This is a genomic window from Nocardioides psychrotolerans (assembly GCF_943371775.1).
Taxonomy (GTDB): Bacteria; Actinomycetota; Actinomycetes; order Propionibacteriales; family Nocardioidaceae; genus Nocardioides; species Nocardioides psychrotolerans_A.
Genome location: NZ_CALRWD010000036.1, coordinates 1 through 19622, shown reverse-complemented (window position 1 = coordinate 19622; position 19622 = coordinate 1). Strand labels below are relative to the sequence as shown.

The window sequence follows — 19622 nt, the reverse complement described above, 5'->3', positions numbered from 1 at the left end:
GGGACGCCGAGTCGGCGCAATGTTGCAGGGCTAGTCGTGCGGCGTCGCACGGCGTCGCGCGGGTCGTGTGCCGGAGAGTGCGCCCCGGCGCGGTCTGGGACCCGCGACCCGCCGGGTGGTCGGACGGGGTGCCCGAGGTGGCCTGGGTCGTGTGCCGCTGACCGCGGTGGAGCGCTGTCTCCGGCACACGACTGCAGCTCGGCGGGGGCACGCCCCGGGGCCGAGCCAGCGCGGCGAGGCGGCAGGTGTCAGGACGCGCCGACTCGGCGGTGGAGCGTGGCGGCGCGGGTGGCCGCCAGGACGACGCCGAGGGCGAGGGCGGTGGTGAGCAGCGCGAGGACGGGATAGCCGGCGAGACCGACGACGAGCCCGGCCAGCCCGCCGGCGGAGGCTGCGGTGACCCCCATGACGAGGTCGGCCATGCCCTGGACGTCGGTGCGGGCCTCGAGCGGCGCGTGGTCGGCCACCATCGTCGAGGCCGCGACGGTGGCGAGCGACCAGCCGAGCCCGAGCAGGAAGAGCCCGCCGAAGATCTGCCAGGACGTGCCCTCCGGAGCCGCCGCGCAGAGGACCAGCGAGACGAGCAGCACCACTCCCCCGGCACCGAGCACCGGCGGCCGACCGACCCGGTCGGAGAGGAGCCCGACCAACGGCGAGAAGGCGAACATCCCGAGCACGTGGATGCTGATGACGACCCCGATGATCCGCAGCTCAGCGCCGCCGTGCTCCATGTGGATCGGGGTCATCGTCATGACCCCGACCATCGCGGCGTGCGCGCCCGCGAGGCCGGCGATCGCCAGGCCGAGGACCGGGCGCTCGCGCACGGCCTGGCGGGCTCGACCCCAGGAGGTGCCGGAGGGCTCGGTCGGGGGCAGGTCGGCCACCTGGCGCGCCAGCAGCAGCGGGTCGGGGCGCAGCTGCGTCGCGACGACCAGGGCGGCGAGGAGCATCCCGATGGCGCCGAGCGCGAACGGCCCCGTGAGGTCCGGGATGCCGAGGAGGTCGGCGAAGGACGCGGCCGGACCGGTGAGGTTGGGGCCCGCGACGGCGCCGATGGTGGTCGCCCACACGACCGTCGACAGGGCCCGGCCCCGACGCTCGGGGAGCGCGAGGTCGGTGGCGGCGTAGCGCGAGGCGTTGTTGGCGGCCGTCGTCGCGCCGATCAGGATCGCCCCGAGGAGCAGCAGCACCATCGAGCCGATCACACCGGCGACGACGGCGAGCAGGGCACCGGTCGCGCCGAGCAGGAAGCCGGTCGTGATGCCGACCCGGCGGCCCCTGGCCGACATCAGGCGGGCGAGCAGGTAGGAGGCGATGGCCGCGCCGAGCACCTGGAAGGTGCCGGCCAGCCCCGCCAGGCTCTCGGAGCCGGACAGGTCGCGCGCCAGCAGGGACGCCGTGGCGATCCCGATCGTGATGCCGATCGCCCCGACGGCCTGCGCGAGCACCAGCGTGCGCACCGTGCGGGCCTGGATGCGGGCGAGGTCGTCGATCGTGGGGATCGTCTCCGACGGGATCGTCACTGGAAGGTCTCGGGGAGCTCGAGCGCGCGCCACACCGAGGCCCACACCTGCTTGGGCGGGATGCCGGCGTCGAGGGCCTCGGCGGCGGTGCGGTCGAGGTCGCCGATGACGTACTGGTCGGCCCAGGAGCGGTAGTAGCCCGTCCCGAGCACGGCCTCCAGTCGCGACCAGAACTCGGTGTGCCTCATGAGGCACCCTCCTGCCCGCGCTCACCACGCTGGGCCACGACGTTGAGCCACCTCTCGCCGCGCAGGCCCTCGGTGTGGACGAGATCGACGACGCTCCACCCCGCGCCGGCGAGCGCGTCGCGCAGCGGCTGCTCGCGCCAGTAGACGAAGCGACGCGGCGTGGTCACGCTGCCGTGGGTGGACCAACCGTCGCCGTCGCCCTCCTTGAGGGAGAGCCGGAACAGGCCGCTCGGCCTGGTGACGGCCGCCAGACGCATGAGGACGAGGGGCAGGTCGGCGCGGGCCACGTGGAGCAGGCAGGCGTTGGCCCAGACGCCGTCGTAGGGCTGCGGCTCGGTCGGCGCGACACGGTCGGTGAGGTCGTCGGTGAGCGGGTCGAGCAGGTCGGCCGCGACACCGTCGGCGCGCAGGGCGTCGACGAAGGCCGGCGTGACGTCGGTGCGCCGGACGCTCAGGCCGCGCTGCTCGAGCAGACGCGCGTCGCGTCCCGAGCCGCTGCCGATCTCGAGCACCCGCGCGTGCTCCGGGAGGGCCGCGACGAACGCGTCGAGCGCGTCCCGGACGTGGTCGGGGACGAGATCCTGCGTCTGCTCGCGGTAGCCCGCGACCGCCACGTCGTAGGCGGCCACGGTCACCGCCCCGGCGACGTCGTGCAGGTGGTGGACCACGTCGTGGAGGTGGTAGCGCGCGATCGAGTCGACCGTGAACTCACTGCCGTTGCTCCGCAGACCGCGACGTCCCCAGGCCTCCGCGGGGACCCCGTCGTACGTCGTGGCGACGGCGTCGGCCGCCTCGACCAGCGCGAGCGCCACCTCGGCCGGGTCCTGGAGGTCGTAGCGCTCGGCACGCGCGGTCTCGTCCTGGTCCCAGTTGGCGAAGAGCGGCACGTCGTGGTCGAGCATCAGCCGGACCCGCTCGTCGAAGGTGCGGTGGACGTCGCGGACGTGGCAGGCGTACTCCAGCGTCGACCAGGTGCCGTCGTGCCGGCGTCGGGCCGGGTGAGGTGCGCGCAGCGCCAGCGCGAAGGCCGCCGCGTTGCTGCGGACGGTCCGGGCGACGGCGCCGGGCTCGACCGCGGCCGCGTCGAACCCGCACTCCGGGCACGCCTCGTCCAGGACCCAGGTCCAGTCCTTGGTGTCGCTCGTGGCGGGTGGGAGGGGTGGCGCGATCGGCATGGCCCCATCCTCTCAACCGGTCCCGACAGCGGTCGCCCGGGTTTCTGCCGATCTGCGTCGTGGTGCGGCCATCGTGGGTGGTCGGACGCGGTTGCCGCGCGCTGGTCGGCGAGACTGGACCGATGGCGAACCCCACGGCGCACCCGGTGACCCGGCCGGCGATCCGCCCCGCGACGGCGGCCGACCTTCCTGTGATCCGGGAGATCTACGACCACCAGGTGGAGACGGCCACCTCGACCTTCCACACCGAGCCGCCGCCGATCGACTACTGGGAGGCCAGGCTCGGGAGCACGGAGGTGGGCGACCACCTGCTCGTCGCCGAGGTCGGGGCCGAGGTGCTCGGCTACGCCTACTCCTCGGCGTACCGACCCCGGGCGGCCTATGCACGCACCCGCGAGACGTCGGTCTACCTGGCGGCGGGCGCGGGTGGGCGGGGCCTCGGCCGTGCGTTGTACGACGACCTGCTCGACCGCCTCCGCGACGACGGCGTCCACACGGTGCTGGCGGTCGTGGCGCTGCCCAACCCCGCCAGCGAAGCACTGCACCGGGCGTGCGGCTTCGAGCGGGTGGGCGTGCTGCCGGAGGTGGGTTTCAAGCTCGGCCGGTGGATCGACACGGGGCTGTGGGCCCTGCGGCTCCAGGTGGGTGACGCGGGTGAGCGGTGACGTGCGGGCTCAGGAGAGCGGAGCGGTGCCGAACGCCACGTTGAACCGGTCGCACCAGATGACCGCGGTGGTCAACCCGCTCAGGTCGGCGTCGGGTGGGATCTCGTAGTTCTGGTTGCCGTTGGTGGCCTTGAGCTCGCCGAGGCGCAGGTAGCGGCCGTCGTCGTAGGACCCCCACGCGCCACCGCTCGGCGCGTCGCTCAGCCACACGTGCAGGTCGGGGCCGTCGGAGGTCGCGAGGCCCTCGAGACGCAGGAAGCGGCTCCCGTCGGCGAGCTCGAGGACGCGCGCCTGTCCGGTGGTGCCGTGCTCGGCGTCCTCGAACGGGCCCGCGACGAGCTCGACGATCGCGGGCTCGGGCTCCGGCTCCGGCTCGGAAGACGACGACTCGGGCGACGCGTCGGCAGTCGACGGCGAAGAGGTCGGCGTGCCCGCCACCGGGCTCGCAGCGGCGACGGTCGGCAGTGCCTCGTCGACCTCGCTGCTGGTGAACAACCGCCAGGGCTCGAAGGCCCAGAGTCCGACTCCGACCACGACAGCCGCGACCGCGGCGACGATCCACTTGAGCATGCCGACCACGCTAGCCCCGTCGGAGCGGCTCAGGTGAGCAGCAGGCTTTCGAGTCTCTTACGGACGATGACCAGCCCCACGATCCCCATCACCAGCAGGTAGACGACCGAGACCGCGGACGCCCACGACACGGCTCCCGTCGTGAGCTCGCGGCAGAGCACGACCCCGCGGTAGAGCGGGGTGACCTCGACGACCCACCGCAGCCACCCGTCGAACGCCGTGATCGGGAAGAACGTGGCGGAGAAGAGGAAGAGCGGCAGCTGGACCAGGGTGATCTTGTCGAAGTCCTGCCAGGAGGTCATCCAGGTCGTGGCGGCCATGAAGACCGCGCTGAAGGCGAAGCCGATCAGCAGCGCGGCCGGCAGGGCCAGCAGCGCCCACCACGACTGGATCAGCCCGAGCGCGGCCATGACGAGCAGGAACGCGGCGGAGTAGCTGCCGCCGCGCAGCTGGCCCCACGCGATCTCGCCGCGCGCGATGTCGGCGGTCGACAGCGGGGTGGCGAGCATCTGGTCGTAGAGCTTGTCGTACTTGAGCTTGAAGAAGACGTTGTAGGTCGAGTCGAGCAGCGCGCCGTTGAACGCCGAGGCCGCGAGCATCGCCGGGGCGACGAACTCCGCGTAGGGGATCGCCTGCCCGTTGAACTCGAAGGTGTCGATCAGCTGGCCGACGCCGATGCCGATCGAGAGGAGGTAGAAGACCGGCTCGAGGAAGCCGGTGAGGAAGAGCTTCCACGCCTGGCGGTAGACGATGTAGTTGCGCTCGACCAGCAGCCGCAGCGCCTGCCACGAGGTGAGCGGCGTGACGTCGGAGTAGGCCGACCCGCCCGCGAGCCCACTCACGTGACCAGCCGCTTCGTCAGTCCGGACACGGCCCAGAACCAGCCGATCACGAGCAGCACCACCAGCACCGCGACGTTGATCGCCGCCAGCGACCAGTCGACCTCGTCGATGGAGAACATCCGCGACAGGTTGACCCCGTGCCACAGCGGGGTGAGCTTGGCCAGGAACGACCCGACCGTGCCGAGGTTGTCGACGGGGAAGAACGCGCCGCTGAAGAGGAAGAGCGGGAAGACCCCGAGACGGAAGAGCACCCCGAAGCCCTCCTCGGAGCGCAGCCGGGCGCTGAAGCCGAAGACGAGGGCGCCGAAGACCATGCCGACCAGCAGCTGCGAGGCGAAGGCGAGGAGGGGGCCCCACCAGGACTCGAAGACCCCGAAGGGCACCAGCACCACCATGAACACCGCGCAGGACGTCGCGAGCCGAGCCAGCACGAACATCAGGTGACCCGCGACCAGGTGGACCGGCGCAAGCGGGGTCGCGAGCTGGGCGAAGTAGGACTTGTGCCACTTGATGGCACCCATGACGGGGTAGGTCGTCTCCCCCACCGCGGTCTGCATCGCGTGGGCGGCCACCAGGCCCGGCACGATGAACGCGAGGTAGGACGTGGCGCCCTCGAGCTTGGCCGGGTCGCCCTCGATGAAGCCGCCGAGCAGCACGCCCATGGCCAGCACGTAGAAGAGCGGCGACACGAACGAGGAGATGATCGAGCCCTTCCAGGTGCGCTTGTAGACGGTCCACCAGTAGTCGGACTGGCGTCGCATCCCCTCGACCAGCGACAGGTCGGCCGTGGCGCTCATCAGTCGACCAGCGTCCGGCCGGTGAGGCGCAGGAACACGTCCTCGAGCGAGGAGCGACGCACGAGGACGGCGACCGGCTGGAGACCCCGCTCGTGCACCTTGGCGATGACCTCCTCGCCGTCGTCGCTGTAGACGAGGAGCCGGTCGGGCAGCACCTCGACCCGCTCGCCCAGGTCGGCGATCTTCTCGGCCAGCGCCTCGTGGCCGGCCCCCTCCTCGGCGACCCCGAAGCGCAGCTCGGCGACCTCGCGCGTCGAGTGCTCGCGGATCAGCGTGAGCGGCGAGCCCTCGGCGACGATCAGGCCCTTGTCCATGACGACCAGCCGGTCGCAGAGCTGCTCGGCCTCGTCCATGTAGTGCGTCGTCAGCACCAGGGTCACCCCGGCCTGCTTGAGCCGGAACAGCCGGTCCCACAGCACGTGGCGGGCCTGCGGGTCGAGACCCGTGGTCGGCTCGTCGAGGAGCAGCAGGTCGGGGCGGTTGACCAGGCTGCGCGCGATCGTGAGGCGTCGCTTCATGCCCCCGGAGAGGTCCTCGACCTTGGCCTTCGCCTTGTCGGTGAGCTGCACGAACTCCAGCAGCTCGTCGACGCGCGAGCTCACCTCGCCCTTGGGCAGCCCGAAGTAGCGGCCGTAGATGTAGAGGTTGTCGCGCACGTTGAGCTCGTTGTCGAGGGTGTCCTCCTGAGGACACACCCCGAGCCGACCCCGGATCGCCGGCCCGTCGACGGCGGGGTCCATGCCGAGGATGCGCAGCTCGCCTCCGCTGATGGGCGAGACCGCGGCGATCATCCGCATGGTGGAGGACTTGCCGGCACCGTTGGGGCCCAGGAAGCCGAACGACTCGCCTCGGCGCACGTCGACGTCGATGCCCTTCACGGCCTCGAAGTCACCGAAGGACTTGCGCAGACCGACGGCCCGGATCATCGAATCGCTCACGGGGAGGGACCCTATAAGGCCTCGCCGACATCCACACCTGGCTTTAGGTTGGCTCTTCATGGACACCCCCTCCCCGCGCACCTCGACCTCCTCCGGCTCCCCCTACGAGAGCTCGATCGGCTTCAGCCGCGCCGTCCGGCTGGGTGATGCGATCAGCGTCAGCGGCACCGGGCCGGTCTGGCCCGACGGCGAGGTCGACCCCGACCCCGTCGCCCAGGCCCGCCGCTGCTGGCAGATCGCCCTGACGGCGCTCGCGGAGCTCGGCGGCCGTCCCGAGGACGTCGTGCGGACCCGGCAGTACGTCGTCGACGCGGCCCTCGCGGAGCCCGTCGGGGCCGTCCACGGAGAGGTCTTCGGCCGCGTCCGGCCGGCCAGCACGATGGTCGTCGTCGGGCTGCTCGACCCCCGCTGGCTGGTCGAGGTCGAGCTGGACGCGGTCGTGACGTGACCGTCGTCCTCGTCGAGGGTGCGAGCGACCACCGGGCGGTCATGACGCTGGCCGCCCGGCTGGGGCGCGACCTCGACGGGGTCGACGTGGTCTCGATGCAGGGCATCACCAACCTGGCGCGCCACCTGGGGCAGGTCGACGTCGGGCGTCGGACCCTGGGGCTCTACGACATCGGCGAGTCAGCGTACGTCGCCCGCGTCCTCGAGCGCACCGGCGGCGACCCGCGCGGGTTCTTCGCCTGCGACGTCGACCTCGAGGACGAGCTGATCCGCGCACTCGGGACCGACCGCGTGCTGGAGGTGGTCGACGAGCAGGGCGGGCTCACGTCGTTCCGCACGCTGCAGAAGCAGGCCGCCCACCGGGGCCGCCCGGTCGCGGGTCAGCTGCGCCGCTTCCTCTCCTCCCACTCCGGGCACAAGCTGCGCTATGCCGGGCTGCTCGTGGAGGCCCTGGACCTCGATCGGGTACCTCCCCCGCTGGGTGGCTTGATCGCGTCCCTCTGACCAGTTATGGTCATGATGACTACAACAGGAGGTGACGAACCCGCGATGGACGTCTCGCCAGGACTGCTCACCGATCGCTACGAGCTCACCATGCTCTCCTCCTTCGTCACCGACGGGAGCGCCCACCACCGGGCGGTCTTCGAGGCCTTCTCACGCCGGCTCCCCGAGGGGCGGCGCTACGGACTGCTGGCCGGGCTCGGCCGGCTGCTGCCGCTGGTCGCCGACTTCCGCTTCGACGCCGACGAGGTCGACTGGCTGCTGGCCGAGGGGGTCGTCAACGACGTCACGGCCGCCTACCTGCGCGATTTCCGCTTCACCGGCGACATCGACGGCTACCGCGAGGGCGACCTCTACTTCCCGCACAGTCCCGTGCTCACCGTCGCCGGCACCTTGGGCGAGTGCGTCGTCCTCGAGACGCTCGTGCTGAGCGTGCTCAACCACGACACCGCGATCGCCAGCGCGGCCGCCCGCATGGTCACCGCCGCGCAGGGCCGCCCGCTCGTGGAGATGGGCAGCCGGCGCACGCACGAGGAGGCTGCGATCAGCGCAGCCCGCGCGGCGTACGTCGCCGGCTTCGCCTCGACGAGCAACCTCGCCGCCGGTCTCCGGCACGGCGTGCCCACCGTGGGGACCGCCGCCCACGCGTTCACCCTGGCCTACGCGACCGAGGCCGAGGCCTTCCGGAGCCAGGTGGCGGCGCAGGGTGTGGGCACGACGCTGCTGGTCGACACCTATGACATCGAGGAGGGCATCCGCACGGCCGTGGCCGTCGCCGGGCGCGACCTCGGCGCGATCCGGATCGACTCCGGCGACCTGGCCGAGGAGTCCCACCGGGCCCGCGTCCTGCTCGACTCGCTGGGTGCCACCTCGACGCGGATCATCGTGACCAGCGACCTCGACGAATACGTCATCACCGCGCTCGCCGACGCCCCCATCGACGGCTACGGCGTCGGGACGCGGGTCGTCACCGGGTCGGGCCACCCGACGGCGAGCCTGGTCTACAAGCTGGTCGCGGTCGCCGAGTCCCCCGACGCACCGCTGCGGCCGGTCGCCAAGAAGTCCGCCGAGAAGACGTCCTCGGGCGGGCGCAAGACCGCGCACCGCACCTACGACGACGGGCGGCTGGTCGCCGAGACGTTCACCGTGGACCCGACCGTCGAGGACACCGTGCAGGTCCCGCTCGTGCGCGCGGGATGGATCGTCCACGAGCCCACGCTCGAGGAGGTGCGCGCGCACGCGGCCGCCTCGCTGTCCAGCCTGCCGCCCTCCGCGCACGCCGTGAGCGGCGCGCCGCCCTACCTCACCGCACACCCTCAGGAGGCCCCATGACCGCCACCGACACCCCCGTGCGCCGAGCACTCCTCGTCGTCGACGTGCAGAACGACTTCGTCGAGGGCGGCTCGCTCGCCGTGACCGGCGGCCGCGACGTCGCGTCCCGGATCACCGCCCACCTCGCCGCGCGGGCCGGCGACTACGTGGCGGTGGTCGCGTCGCGCGACTGGCACGACGCGGGCAGCACCAACGGCGGTCACTTCGCCGAGCCTGGCGCCGAGCCCGACTTCGTCACGAGCTGGCCCGTGCACTGCGTCCACGACGACGCGGGCAGCGACTTCGCCCCCGAGCTGGCCCTGGACCACGTCACCCACCACGTCCGCAAGGGCCGGGGGGAGGCGGCCTACTCCGCCTTCGAGGGCGTCACCGACACCGGCCAACACCTCGTCGACCTGCTCCGGTCCCACGACGTGACCGAGGTCGACGTCGTGGGCCTGGCCACCGATCACTGCGTCCGCGCGACCGCTCTCGACGCCCGCAGGCACGACCTCGGGACCCGCCTCCTCGCCGGGCTGCACGCGGGTGTGGCGCCTGGGTCGACGGAGGCCGCGCTGATCGAGATGCGCGCGGCCGGGGTCGAGGTGGTGGAGCCGTGACCTCGCACCCCTCCTTCGCCGTCGCGGTCGACCTGGCCGTTTTCACCATCCGCGACGATGCCCTCTGCGTGCTGCTCGTCGAGCGCGGCGAGGAGCCGTACGCCGGCACCTGGGCGCTGCCGGGCGGCTTCGTGCACCCCGACGAGGACGCCGAGACCGCTGCGTGGCGCGAGCTCCACGAGGAGACCGCGGTCGAGCGCTTCGCCGGCCATCTCGAGCAGCTGCGCACCTACTCCGCCCCCGACCGCGACCCACGGACGCGCGTCGTCTCGGTCGCCCACGTGGCGTTCGCGCCCGACCTGCCCGAGCCCACGGCCGGATCCGACGCGGCCGTCGCCCGGTGGTGGGCGGTCTCCGCGCTGCCCGGTCTCGCGTTCGACCACGCGACGATCCTGGGCGACGCCCTCGAGCGGGTGCGGGCCAAGCTGGAGTACACGACGCTCGCGCTCGACTTCGTCCGCGAGCCGTTCACCCTCCCCGAGCTCCGAGCCGTCTACACGGCCGTCTGGGGCCGTGCCCCGGACCTCGGCAACTTCCGCCGCAAGGTGCTGGGGACCGCCGGGTTCGTCGTACCGACCGGGGAGAGCGGGCCTGCCTCCGAGTCCGGTGGCCGCAAGGCGCTGCTCTACCGCCGCGGTGACGCCACCGCGATGCAGCCACCGATGCTGCGGCCGGCCGTCTGAGGGAGGTCGACCTCGTCGGACCTCACCCCTCCAGGCGAGCGAGGGGACGCTGTCGGTGCCGTAGGACAAGATTGAGGGGTGCCCACGCCCACCTCTGCCCTCGAGCGGTTCAGCGAGCCGACACGCACCTGGTTCGGTGCGGCGTTCGCCGAGCCGACGCCGGCGCAGGCAGGGGCCTGGGAGGCGATCGGGGCCGGTCGGCACGCGCTCGTGGTGGCGCCCACGGGCTCGGGCAAGACGCTCAGCGCCTTCCTCTGGTCGATCGACCGCTTGCTCACGACCCCCGTGCCCGACGACAAGACCAAGCGCTGCCGGGTCCTCTACGTCTCCCCGCTGAAGGCGCTCGCGGTCGACGTCGAGCGCAACCTCCGGGCGCCGCTGACCGGCATCCGCCACACCGCCGACCGGCTCGGCACCCCCGTGCCCGAGCTGCGGGTCGGGCTGCGCAGCGGCGACACCAGCGCCGGTGACCGGCGCAAGCTCGTGACCCAGCCGCCCGACATCATGATCACGACCCCCGAGTCGCTGTTCCTGATGCTGACCAGCCAGGCCCGCGAGGCGCTGCGCGGGGTCGAGACGGTGATCATCGACGAGGTGCACGCCGTGGCCGGCACCAAGCGCGGCGCCCACCTCGCGCTGTCCCTGGAGCGGCTCGACGAGCTCCTCGACAAGCCGGCCCAGCGCGTCGGCCTGTCCGCCACCGTGCGCCCCCTGGAGGAGGTCGCCCGCTTCCTCGGCGGCCAGGCACCGGTGGAGATCGTCGCGCCGCCGGCCACCAAGGAGTGGGACCTCCGCGTCGTCGTGCCCGTCGAGGACATGACCGCCCCCGGCGGCTTCGACGACAGCGCCGATGCCGACGAGGACCAGGGCCGCACCACCAGCATCTGGCCCCATGTCGAGGAGAGCGTGGTCGACCTGATCGCCGAGCACCGCTCGACGATCGTCTTCGCCAACTCCCGGCGCTTGGCCGAGCGCCTCACCGCCCGGCTCAACGAGATCGCCACCGACCGTGCCGACCCCGGGTCCGGCGACGACGAGACCACGGGCGAGGCCCGCACACCGGCGCGCCGCACGCTCCCCGCCCAGGTGATGGCCCAGGCCGGCATGGCCGGCAGCTCGGCCGACGACCCGGGCACGACCGTCATCGCCAAGGCCCACCACGGCTCGGTCTCCAAGGAGCAGCGCGCGCTCATCGAGGACGACCTCAAGCGCGGCCGCCTGCCCGCCGTGGTCGCGACGAGCAGCCTCGAGCTCGGCATCGACATGGGAGCCGTCGACCTGGTCATCCAGATCGAGTCGCCGCCGTCGGTGGCCAGCGCCCTCCAGCGGGTCGGTCGCGCCGGCCACCAGGTCGGCGAGACCAGCCGCGGGGTGCTTTTCCCCAAGCACCGCGGCGACCTCGCCCAGACCGCGGTCGCGGTGCAGCGCATGCGCACCGGCGGCATCGAGTCGCTGAGGGTCCCGAGCAACCCGCTCGACGTCCTCGCGCAGCAGGTCGTGGCCGCGACCGCCCTCGACGCGTGGGACGTCGACGAGCTCTTTACGCTCGTGCGCCGCAGCGCGCCGTTCGGCAACCTGCCCCGGTCGGCCTTCGACGCCACGCTCGACCTGCTCAGCGGGCGCTATCCCTCCGACGAGTTCGCCGAGCTGCGACCCCGCATCGTCTGGGACCGCACCACCGGCAGCATCACCGGGCGCCCTGGAGCCCAACGGCTGGCCGTGACCAGCGGCGGCACCATCCCCGACCGCGGTCTCTTCGGGGTCTTCCTCGTCGGGGGCGAAGGACCGGGCAAGCGGGTCGGCGAGCTCGACGAGGAGATGGTCTACGAGTCGCGCGTCGGCGACATCTTCGCGCTCGGCGCGACGAGCTGGCGCATCGAGGACATCACCCATGACCGGGTCCTGGTGACGCCGGCGCCAGGCATCCCGGGACGCCTGCCCTTCTGGAAGGGCGACACCCTCGGCCGTCCGGCCGAGCTGGGCGCCGCGATCGGCGCCTACACCCGCGAGCTCGGGGCGATGCCGCGTCCCGCGGCCGTCGCGCGGGCCGAGGCCGACGGGCTGGACGCCTGGGCCGCCGGCAACCTCGTCTCCTACCTCCACGAGCAGCTCGAGGCGACCAACGTCCTGCCCAGCGACACCACGATCCTGGTCGAGCGCTTCCGCGACGAGCTCGGTGACTGGCGCCTGGTCGTCCACTCCCCCTACGGCGTGCCGGTCCACGCGCCGTGGGCGCTGGCCATCAACGCCCGGCTGCGCGAGCGCCACGGCGTGGACGGGCAGGCCGTCGCCTCCGACGACGGCATCGTGATCCGCATCCCCGACACCGATGCCGAGCCGCCCGGCGGTGACGTGATCGTCTTCGAGGCCGACGAGATCGAGGACCTGGTCACCCAGGAGGTCGGCGGCTCGGCGCTCTTCGCCGCCCGCTTCCGCGAGTGTGCTGCCCGCGCCCTCCTGCTGCCCCGCCGCGACCCCGGGCGCCGCTCCCCGCTGTGGCAGCAGCGCCAGCGCTCCGCGGCGCTGCTCGAGGTCGCCGTCAAGTACCCCTCGTTCCCGATCGTCCTCGAGGCCGTGCGCGAGTGCCTCCAGGACGTCTACGACCTCCCGGCCCTGCTCGCGCTGATGCGCTCGGTCGACCGGCGCGAGGTGCAGGTCGTCGACGTGGCGACGCACAGCCCGTCGCCCTACGCGCGCAGCCTGCTCTTCGGCTACGTCGCGCAGTTCGTCTACGAGGGCGACTCCCCCATCGCCGAGCGCCGCGCCGCGGCCCTCTCCCTCGACCAGGGGCTCCTCGCCGAGCTGCTCGGCCGCGCCGAGCTCCGCGAGCTGCTCGACCCCGACGTGCTGGCCGAGGTCGAGGCCGAGCTCCAGCGCTTGGCCCCGGACCGCCGGGCCCGTGACGCCGAGGGCCTGGTCGACCTGGTGCGCCTGATCGGCCCGCTCTCAACCGCCGAGGTCGACGACCGCAGCGTCGACGGTGCCGACCTCGACGGGTGGCTGTCCGCCCTCGTCGACGCCCGACGTCTGGTCGAGGTGCGCCTCGGCGGCGAGCCCCGCTGGGCCGTCGTCGAGGACGTCGCCCGCCTGCGGGACGGGCTCGGCGTGCCGGTGCCGCCGGGCACCCCCGACGCGTTCGCCGAGCCCGTCGAGGACCCCCTTGCCGACCTGGTCTCCCGCTTCGCCCGCTCCCACGGGCCGTTCACCACCGGCCAGGTCGCGGAGCGGCTGGGGCTCGGCGCCGCCGTCGTGCGGCACACGCTCCAGCGGCTGGCGGCTCAGGGCCGGGTGCTCGAGGGCGAGTTCCGCCCCGCCGGGTCGGGCTCGGAGTGGTGCGACGCCGAGGTGCTGCGCAAGCTGCGGCGCCGATCGCTGGCCCGGCTGCGCAAGGAGGTCGAGCCGGTCGAGCCGGAGGCCCTCGCGCGGTTCCTCGGCGCCTGGCAGCACGTCAGCGGCGCCGGCAAGCCCGGGCGCGGGCTGCGGGGCATCGACGGCGTCCTGAGCGCGATCGACCAGCTGGCCGGCTGCCCGGTCCCGGCGAGCGCGCTGGAGCCGCTGGTCCTGGGCTCCCGGGTCCGCGACTACTCCCCCGCCTTCCTCGACGAGCTCACGGCCTCCGGCGAGGTCCTCTGGGCCGGACACTCCGCCCTGCCCGGCTCCGACGGCTGGGTCTCGCTGCACCTCGCCGACTCCGCCCACCTGACGCTGCCCGACCCGGCCCCCTTCGAGCACGCCGAGCTGGACGACCGGGTGCTGGAGGCGTTGGCGCCGGGAGGAGCGTGGTTCTTCCGCCAGCTCTCCGACGCGGTCGGCTCCGTCAACGACGCCAAGCTCTCGGCGGCGCTCTGGGAGCTGGTGTGGGCCGGTCGCATCAGCAACGACACCCTGGTCCCCCTGCGCGCGCTCACCCGGTCGGGCACCCCCAGCCACCGCAGCAAGCGTCCGCCGCCACGCCCGGGCCGCGCCGGCCGACCGGTCCGCACCGGACCGCCGGAGACCGCCGGCCGCTGGGCGCTGCTCCCGGCGATCGACACCGATCCCACCCGGCGCGCCCACGCTGCCGCCGAGCGGCTGCTCGACCGGCACGGCGTCGTCATCCGCGGAGCAGTCATGAGCGAGCGGGTCCCCGGTGGGTTCGCGGCCGTCTACAAGGTGCTCTCGGCCTTCGAGGACTCCGGACGCTGCCGCAGGGGCTACTTCGTCGAGGGGCTCGGCGCCGCCCAGTTCGGCACGGCCGGCGCCATCGACCGGCTGCGCACCTTCTCGGTCAGCACCGGCACCCACGAGGACGGCGTCAAGCCGACCGCCGTGGCCCTGGCCGCGACCGACCCGGCCAACCCCTACGGCGCCGCCCTCGGCTGGGCGCCGTCCACCGGGGCCGCCGACGGCGACAAGGCCGGTCACCGGCCCGGACGCAAGGCCGGTGCCATCGTGGTGCTGGTCGACGGCGCCCTGACCCTCTACGTCGAGCGCGGCGGGCGCACCCTGCTCACCTGGACCGACGACGTCGACCTGCTCACCCCCGCCGCCGCGGCGCTGGCCGAGGCCGTCGGGCGTGGTTCGCTGGGGCGGCTCACGGTCGAGAAGGCCGACGGCACCGCCCTGCTCGGCAGCGGCTCCACCCCGCTGCGCGAGGCGCTGGACGCCGCCGGCTTCGTCGCGACGCCCCGCGGGCTGAGGTTGCGCGGTGCCTGAGGGCGACACCGTCTTCCGCGCCGCCCGGCTGCTCGACCGCGCGCTCCGGGGCTCCGTGCTCACCCGCACCGATCTCCGGGTCCCTCAGCACGCCACCGCCGACCTCAGCGGTGGGCTGGTCGTCGGCACCGTCTCGCGCGGCAAGCACCTGCTGACCCGGATCACCCGCGACGACGAGGCCTGGACCCTGCACACCCACCTCAAGATGGAGGGTGCCTGGCGGGTCTTCACGGCCGGCCAGCGCTGGAAGCGACCGGCGCACCAGGCGCGGGTCGTGCTCGAGGCCGGCACGACGAGTGCCGTGGGCTTCTCGCTCGGCATCATCGAGCTGATCGACACCGCCGACGAGCCCGACGTCGTCGGTCACCTCGGTCCCGACCTGCTCGGCCCCGACTGGGACGAGGCCGAGGCCTTGCGCCGGCTGGGCACCGATCCCGACCGCCCGATCGGCGAGGCCCTGCTCGACCAGCGCAACCTCGCCGGCATCGGCAACATGTACATGGCCGAGCTGTGCTTCGTCAGCGGCCTGCACCCCCGCACACCGGTGGGGCAGGTGACGACGCTGCCGCGCGTCCTGCGACGGGGCAAGCAGATGCTCGAGCTCAACAAGGAGCGTGCGCAGCAGACCACGACCGGCAACCTGCGCGAGCCGCTGTGGGTCTACCGCCGCGACCAGGCGGCCTGCCGGCGTTGCCGCACCGCGATCCGGGTCGCCATGGTGGGGCCACCCGGTCGCGAGCGGGCGACCTACTGGTGCCCGTCGTGCCAGCCCGTCAACGAGTGAGGACGCCGAGGCCCTCGATCCGCACGGGCCTCCGGTCCACGGTCACGAGCCGCACCGTGCCGCTCACCGGCGACGCGAAGCCCTTGAGGACGAAGAGCACCTGTGATCGCGCGGCGTCGTCGGTGAGGACCAGCGTCGTCAGGAGCCGGTTGCCCACGAAGACCTTGACCCGGCCGTTGCCCGGCGCCGTCCCGGCGACGATCGCGAGCCGCCTCGCCCCGCGGACCTGGTAGGTCAGACGGGCGTCGCGGGCCTTGGTCCTCAGCGCGAACCCGCGGTAGGCGCCGGTCGTCCTCGCCCCGGTCCACCCGGAGGTCGCCCTCGTCAGCACCCGTGCGCTCTGCGGCACCGTGAAGCGCCGCGCGGCGGGGGTGGCGTCCGAGGTGCCCGCGGAGTCGCGGGCGGCGACCCGGAACGTGTGCATCCCGGGCTTCAGCCCGCTCAGCACCACCCCGCTCGCGTCGCAGTCGAGGATGCGGCTGTCGATGGCGCAGGTGAAGGTCGAGCCCGGCTCGGAGGAGGCGTAGCGCACCTCTGGGCGGGCCGCCACCACGAAGCCGTGCTGGGGCAGTCCACCGGTGATCCGGGTCTGCGGCGGCGTGGCAGCGGCACCGCGCGTGACGGTCACCTCCACGTCGTCGGCCGCAGCGTCACGGGCATAGCGCCCGCCCACCACCGTCCCGACGTCGTACGTCGTGCCGCTCGCGGAGGTGGGCAGCTCCGCGGTGCACTGCGCAGTCCCCGAGAGGGGTCCGCCGGTGACGGAGGCGGTGCAGAGCGTGGCACCGTCGGCGCGGTCGACGAAGCGCACCGTGGCGTTGGTGACGACCCCGCGCGAGGCGTCGACGGCGTCGGTGACCGTGCTGCGCAGCACCACCGAGGCCGTGTCGTCGGGGCCGGTGACGGAGGTGTCGCCGGTGTAGGTCACCGTCGCGTCCTCGGCGGTGACGGTGACCGGGATGCTCTGGACGGCGACACCGCCACCCGTGCCAGGCTCGCGGACCTCGAGCGAGGCGGTCGCGACGCCGAGGGGCGCGGTGACCGGACCGGTCACGTCGAAGGTCGCGGTGCCGGGACGCACGCCGTCGGCCGAGGCGGCCGTGCGGGTCGCGACCAGCCCGGGCACCCCGGACACGGTCGCGGTGAGCTGGTCGCCGTCGACGCTGGTGGATGTCGCGTTGGCCGTGACCCCGGTGAGGACGTCGCTGTAGGCGACGGCCCCGTCGGGGGCGTCGGTGACGGTCAGTCCGCCCTCGATGGCGAAGTCGGCGTCGGTGACGTCGAAGAAGTAGTTGCCGACCGCCTCGATCTTGATCCGGGCCCGCGTCGTGGAGACCGCGGGCAGCGGCACGGCCTGGGTGCCGTCGTTGGGCGTGCTCGCCGCGAGGACCAGCGGGAAGGTCACGCCGCCGTCGGTGGACAGCGAGATCTTCACCATCGGCGCCAGGGTGGCGGCGTCAGTGCCGGCGACGCTCCAGGTCACGGTCTCCATCGCGCCGGCCTCGGCCGGAGTGCCGGCCGTGGCACGCGAGGTCGCGAGGAACGGTCCGGCCCCGGAATCGACGGTGAGGGTGACGTCGTCGAAGCTCGCGCCACCGCCGGTCGGGAAGCCGTCGCGGGCGGTCAGGCGGAAGTTGAGCTCCGAGCCGAGCAGCGGGTTGCCGTAGTCGGCCGTGGGCAGGAACTCCGAGAAGCACTCCACGACCGGCACGGGCACCGCCACCGTGGTGTCGGCCGGCGCCGCGGGGCAGGCCCCGGTCGCCGCGTTGGTGTTGCCGGCGACCACCTGCGCGAGGTCGGGGAAGGTGCGCGAGGGGTTGCCGTCGACGAGGTTCTGGTCGGGCGAGGGCGACTGCAGCGACTCCTCGCTACTGACGTCGGCATAGCGGCCGAAGACCCGGAAGAGCGGACCTGCGGTCTTGGTGTTGCTGACCAGCGCTGTGCCCTGCGCCTCCGAGCCGGTGTCGTTCTGCTCCCAGAGGTAGGTCAGCGTGGTGCCGGCGTCGAGGTCGCTGCCGGAGCCGGTCAGGGTGAAGGGCGTGCGGGCCGGGATCGTCTTGTCGGCCGGCGCCACGGCGGTCGGGGCGTGGTTGGTGGTCGTCTGCACGACGTCGCCCTGGTTGCCACCCGGACCACCCTGCTGCTGGACACCGATGAAGGCGGTCATGCCGTTGACGGCCAGCACCTCCAGGCGCGGCACGTCCTCCCCGGAACCGGCGCCGGGCAGCTCGAAGAAGAGCTGGAAGCCCCCGTCGTTGGGCAGGGTGTCGCCGTCGTAGCCACCCAGTGTCGGGGCCAGGCCCGTCAGCTGGTTCATCGCGATCTGGACCTGGAGTGCGTTGTAGGAGAAGTTGTTGGTGATCGTGGCTGTGCGCCCCTCGAAGCCCAAGGTGACCGAGTCGGTCGGGGCGTCGAAGCCACCGAACGTCACGGTCTGCACCTCGTCGACGGTCGACGGCTCCGCGGTGACCACCGCGGTGATCTCGTCGATGCTGCGCTGGGAGAAGTAGGGGTCGGAGTGCGGCTGCAGGTTGTCCTGCCCGCAGATGCCGGCGTAGGCCATGACCGAGGAGCCCGAGCCGGGCTCGACCGAGGTGCCGCCGTTGCGGTTGGTGAGCGAGCAGTTGACCTGGGTGCCGTCGAAGGTGTGGTTGCCGCCCATCTGGTGGCCGATCTCGTGCGCGACGTAGTCGACGGCGTAGAAGTCGCCCTTCGGGTCCGGCAGTCCCGTGCAGCCCGAGGCCTTGCTGGCGCCGCCGACGACGCCGAGGCCGGCGATGCCGCCTCCGTTGATGCCCAGGCCGATGTGGCCGATGTCGAAGGAGTCGGCGCCGACGATCTGGCCGAGGACGAACTCGGTGCGCGTCAGGAGCGCCCCCGTGCAGCCGCCGGTCTCGGGGTCGAGGTCGGCGGCGTCGTAGCAGCCGTTGAGACCGCAGGGACCGTCGGGCCCGGTCGCCTTGACGAGGGTGTCGAGGTTGAGCAGCGGGGTCTGCTCGATGAGCTGGAAGCGGATCGCGAGGTCATCGTTGTAGACCTGGTTGACCCGGTTGATCAGGGTGTTCTTGGCCGCAAGCACGTTGGCGGAGCCGAACTCCGCGGCATAGCTCGGGTCCGTGACCAGGGCCAGGCGGAAGGTGCGTCGCTGCACCAGCTCGCCGGCCCGGGCAGCGTCGGCCAGGCCGGTCGCCGGCGCCAGGATCTCGCTGGTGTCGGCCAGGTCGCGCTCCACGAACGCCTCGGCCGAGCGCGGGACGGCGGTGCCGAAGTAGGCCAGGTGCTCGGTGACCCCCCGGCCGCGGTAGGCCGGGTCGACGTACCAGGAGCGGGCGCCGAGCGGACCGCGCACGGAGGCGTGGAAGCCCAGGGGCGTGAGGTCGAGGCGGATGGTGCGGGTCGGGTCGGTGACCCCGGTGCCGGCATAGGTGCGGATCTCGGGGTGGCGTGCGGCGAGCGCGGGCGCCATCACGGAGTCCTCGACGACGGAGAACACCTGCGTGCCGCCGGTGGGCGTCGGCACCTCCACCCGTCGGGCGGTCCCGTCGCCGCCGACGCGCCCCCCGGTGAGCGCGGCCCGTGCCCGGGCAGCGTCGAGGCGGAACGCACGGAAGGTCCGCGGAGCGACCGTCACCTCGCGGGAGCGATCGAGCCGGAAGCCGGCCAGCCGGTCGAAGAGGCGGGCGACCTGTCGGTCCGCGGAGGGCGAGGCCCCCGGGCCCGCCGCCTGCGCCGGTGCGGCGAGGAGGAACGGGAGCAGTGCCGCGGCGAGAGCCAGCACGACGGTGATGCACAGCAGGCGAGGAGCGCGTGAGACCACGGAGAGCCACCTAGGCGTGGGGTGGAGCGGGACGGAACGGGGCGGGATGGAGCGGTGGGGGGGGGG

The 19622-nt window shown here is 73.2% G+C and carries 16 protein-coding genes; 8 read left to right on the top strand and 8 right to left on the bottom strand.

The window, feature by feature from the left end:
* Positions 1-248: 248 nt before the first annotated feature.
* From AAG827_RS11795 to AAG827_RS11785, 3 genes are read right to left on the bottom strand one after another with little or no spacing between them, the layout of a single operon-like run.
* Positions 249-1523, bottom strand: a complete 1275-nt coding sequence (locus AAG827_RS11795) for an MFS transporter (protein WP_341926183.1) — start codon at positions 1521-1523, stop codon at positions 249-251.
* Entirely contained in the window at positions 1520-1711 is a 192-nt protein-coding gene (locus AAG827_RS11790; protein WP_341926182.1) for a DUF3046 domain-containing protein, read from the bottom strand. The genes AAG827_RS11795 and AAG827_RS11790 overlap by 4 nt, the downstream gene beginning before the upstream one ends.
* Entirely contained in the window at positions 1708-2886 is a 1179-nt protein-coding gene (locus tag AAG827_RS11785; RefSeq protein WP_341926181.1) for a class I SAM-dependent methyltransferase, read from the bottom strand. The genes AAG827_RS11790 and AAG827_RS11785 overlap by 4 nt, the downstream gene beginning before the upstream one ends.
* Before the next feature lie 122 nt (positions 2887-3008).
* On the opposite strand from AAG827_RS11785, the gene AAG827_RS11780 reads away from it, so the two are divergent.
* Positions 3009-3551, top strand: a complete 543-nt coding sequence (locus AAG827_RS11780; RefSeq protein ID WP_341926180.1) for an N-acetyltransferase family protein — start codon at positions 3009-3011, stop codon at positions 3549-3551.
* 9 nt (positions 3552-3560) lie between these two features.
* On the opposite strand, the gene AAG827_RS11775 is transcribed toward AAG827_RS11780, so the two are convergent.
* Genes AAG827_RS11775 through AAG827_RS11760 form a run of 4 tightly spaced genes read right to left on the bottom strand, consistent with a single transcriptional unit; the run spans position 3561 to position 6686 of the window.
* Complete coding sequence (locus AAG827_RS11775) at positions 3561-4121, bottom strand: DM13 domain-containing protein (protein WP_341926178.1); 561 nt, start codon at positions 4119-4121, stop codon at positions 3561-3563.
* A gap of 29 nt (positions 4122-4150) precedes the next feature.
* Positions 4151-4963 (bottom strand): ABC transporter permease, encoded by an 813-nt coding sequence (locus tag AAG827_RS11770; RefSeq protein WP_341926177.1) that lies wholly within the window; start codon positions 4961-4963, stop codon positions 4151-4153.
* Positions 4960-5760 (bottom strand): ABC transporter permease, encoded by an 801-nt coding sequence (locus AAG827_RS11765; RefSeq protein WP_341926176.1) that lies wholly within the window; start codon positions 5758-5760, stop codon positions 4960-4962. The genes AAG827_RS11770 and AAG827_RS11765 overlap by 4 nt, the downstream gene beginning before the upstream one ends.
* Entirely contained in the window at positions 5760-6686 is a 927-nt protein-coding gene (locus tag AAG827_RS11760) for an ABC transporter ATP-binding protein (protein WP_341926215.1), read from the bottom strand. Before AAG827_RS11760 ends, AAG827_RS11765 begins: the two co-directional genes overlap by 1 nt.
* A gap of 70 nt (positions 6687-6756) precedes the next feature.
* On the opposite strand from AAG827_RS11760, the gene AAG827_RS11755 reads away from it, so the two are divergent.
* From AAG827_RS11755 to AAG827_RS11725, 7 genes are all read left to right on the top strand, one after another.
* Positions 6757-7146, top strand: a complete 390-nt coding sequence (locus AAG827_RS11755) for a RidA family protein (RefSeq protein WP_341926175.1) — start codon at positions 6757-6759, stop codon at positions 7144-7146.
* On the top strand, positions 7143-7649 hold the full coding sequence (locus AAG827_RS11750) for a hypothetical protein (protein WP_341926174.1): 507 nt from the start codon (positions 7143-7145) through the stop codon (positions 7647-7649). Before AAG827_RS11755 ends, AAG827_RS11750 begins: the two co-directional genes overlap by 4 nt.
* A gap of 45 nt (positions 7650-7694) precedes the next feature.
* Positions 7695-8978 carry a nicotinate phosphoribosyltransferase gene (locus AAG827_RS11745; protein ID WP_341926173.1) on the top strand — a complete coding sequence of 428 codons (1284 nt, stop codon included), beginning with the start codon at positions 7695-7697 and terminating at the stop codon, positions 8976-8978.
* Complete coding sequence (locus AAG827_RS11740) at positions 8975-9577, top strand: isochorismatase family protein (RefSeq protein ID WP_341926171.1); 603 nt, start codon at positions 8975-8977, stop codon at positions 9575-9577. Before AAG827_RS11745 ends, AAG827_RS11740 begins: the two co-directional genes overlap by 4 nt.
* Positions 9574-10260 carry an NUDIX hydrolase gene (locus AAG827_RS11735; RefSeq protein WP_341926170.1) on the top strand — a complete coding sequence of 229 codons (687 nt, stop codon included), beginning with the start codon at positions 9574-9576 and terminating at the stop codon, positions 10258-10260. Before AAG827_RS11740 ends, AAG827_RS11735 begins: the two co-directional genes overlap by 4 nt.
* 78 nt (positions 10261-10338) lie before the next feature.
* Entirely contained in the window at positions 10339-14955 is a 4617-nt protein-coding gene (locus AAG827_RS11730; RefSeq protein WP_341926169.1) for an ATP-dependent helicase, read from the top strand.
* Positions 14948-15739, top strand: coding sequence for a DNA-formamidopyrimidine glycosylase family protein (locus AAG827_RS11725; protein ID WP_341926167.1), 792 nt, complete (start codon positions 14948-14950; stop codon positions 15737-15739). The genes AAG827_RS11730 and AAG827_RS11725 overlap by 8 nt, the downstream gene beginning before the upstream one ends.
* Here the strand turns inward: AAG827_RS11725 and AAG827_RS11720 are convergent.
* Positions 15729-19556: a M12 family metallo-peptidase gene (locus tag AAG827_RS11720; protein WP_341926166.1), complete on the bottom strand. Its 3828-nt coding sequence runs from the start codon at positions 19554-19556 to the stop codon at positions 15729-15731. The two genes, AAG827_RS11725 and AAG827_RS11720, sit on opposite strands and share 11 nt — an antisense overlap.
* Positions 19557-19622: the final 66 nt, after the last annotated feature.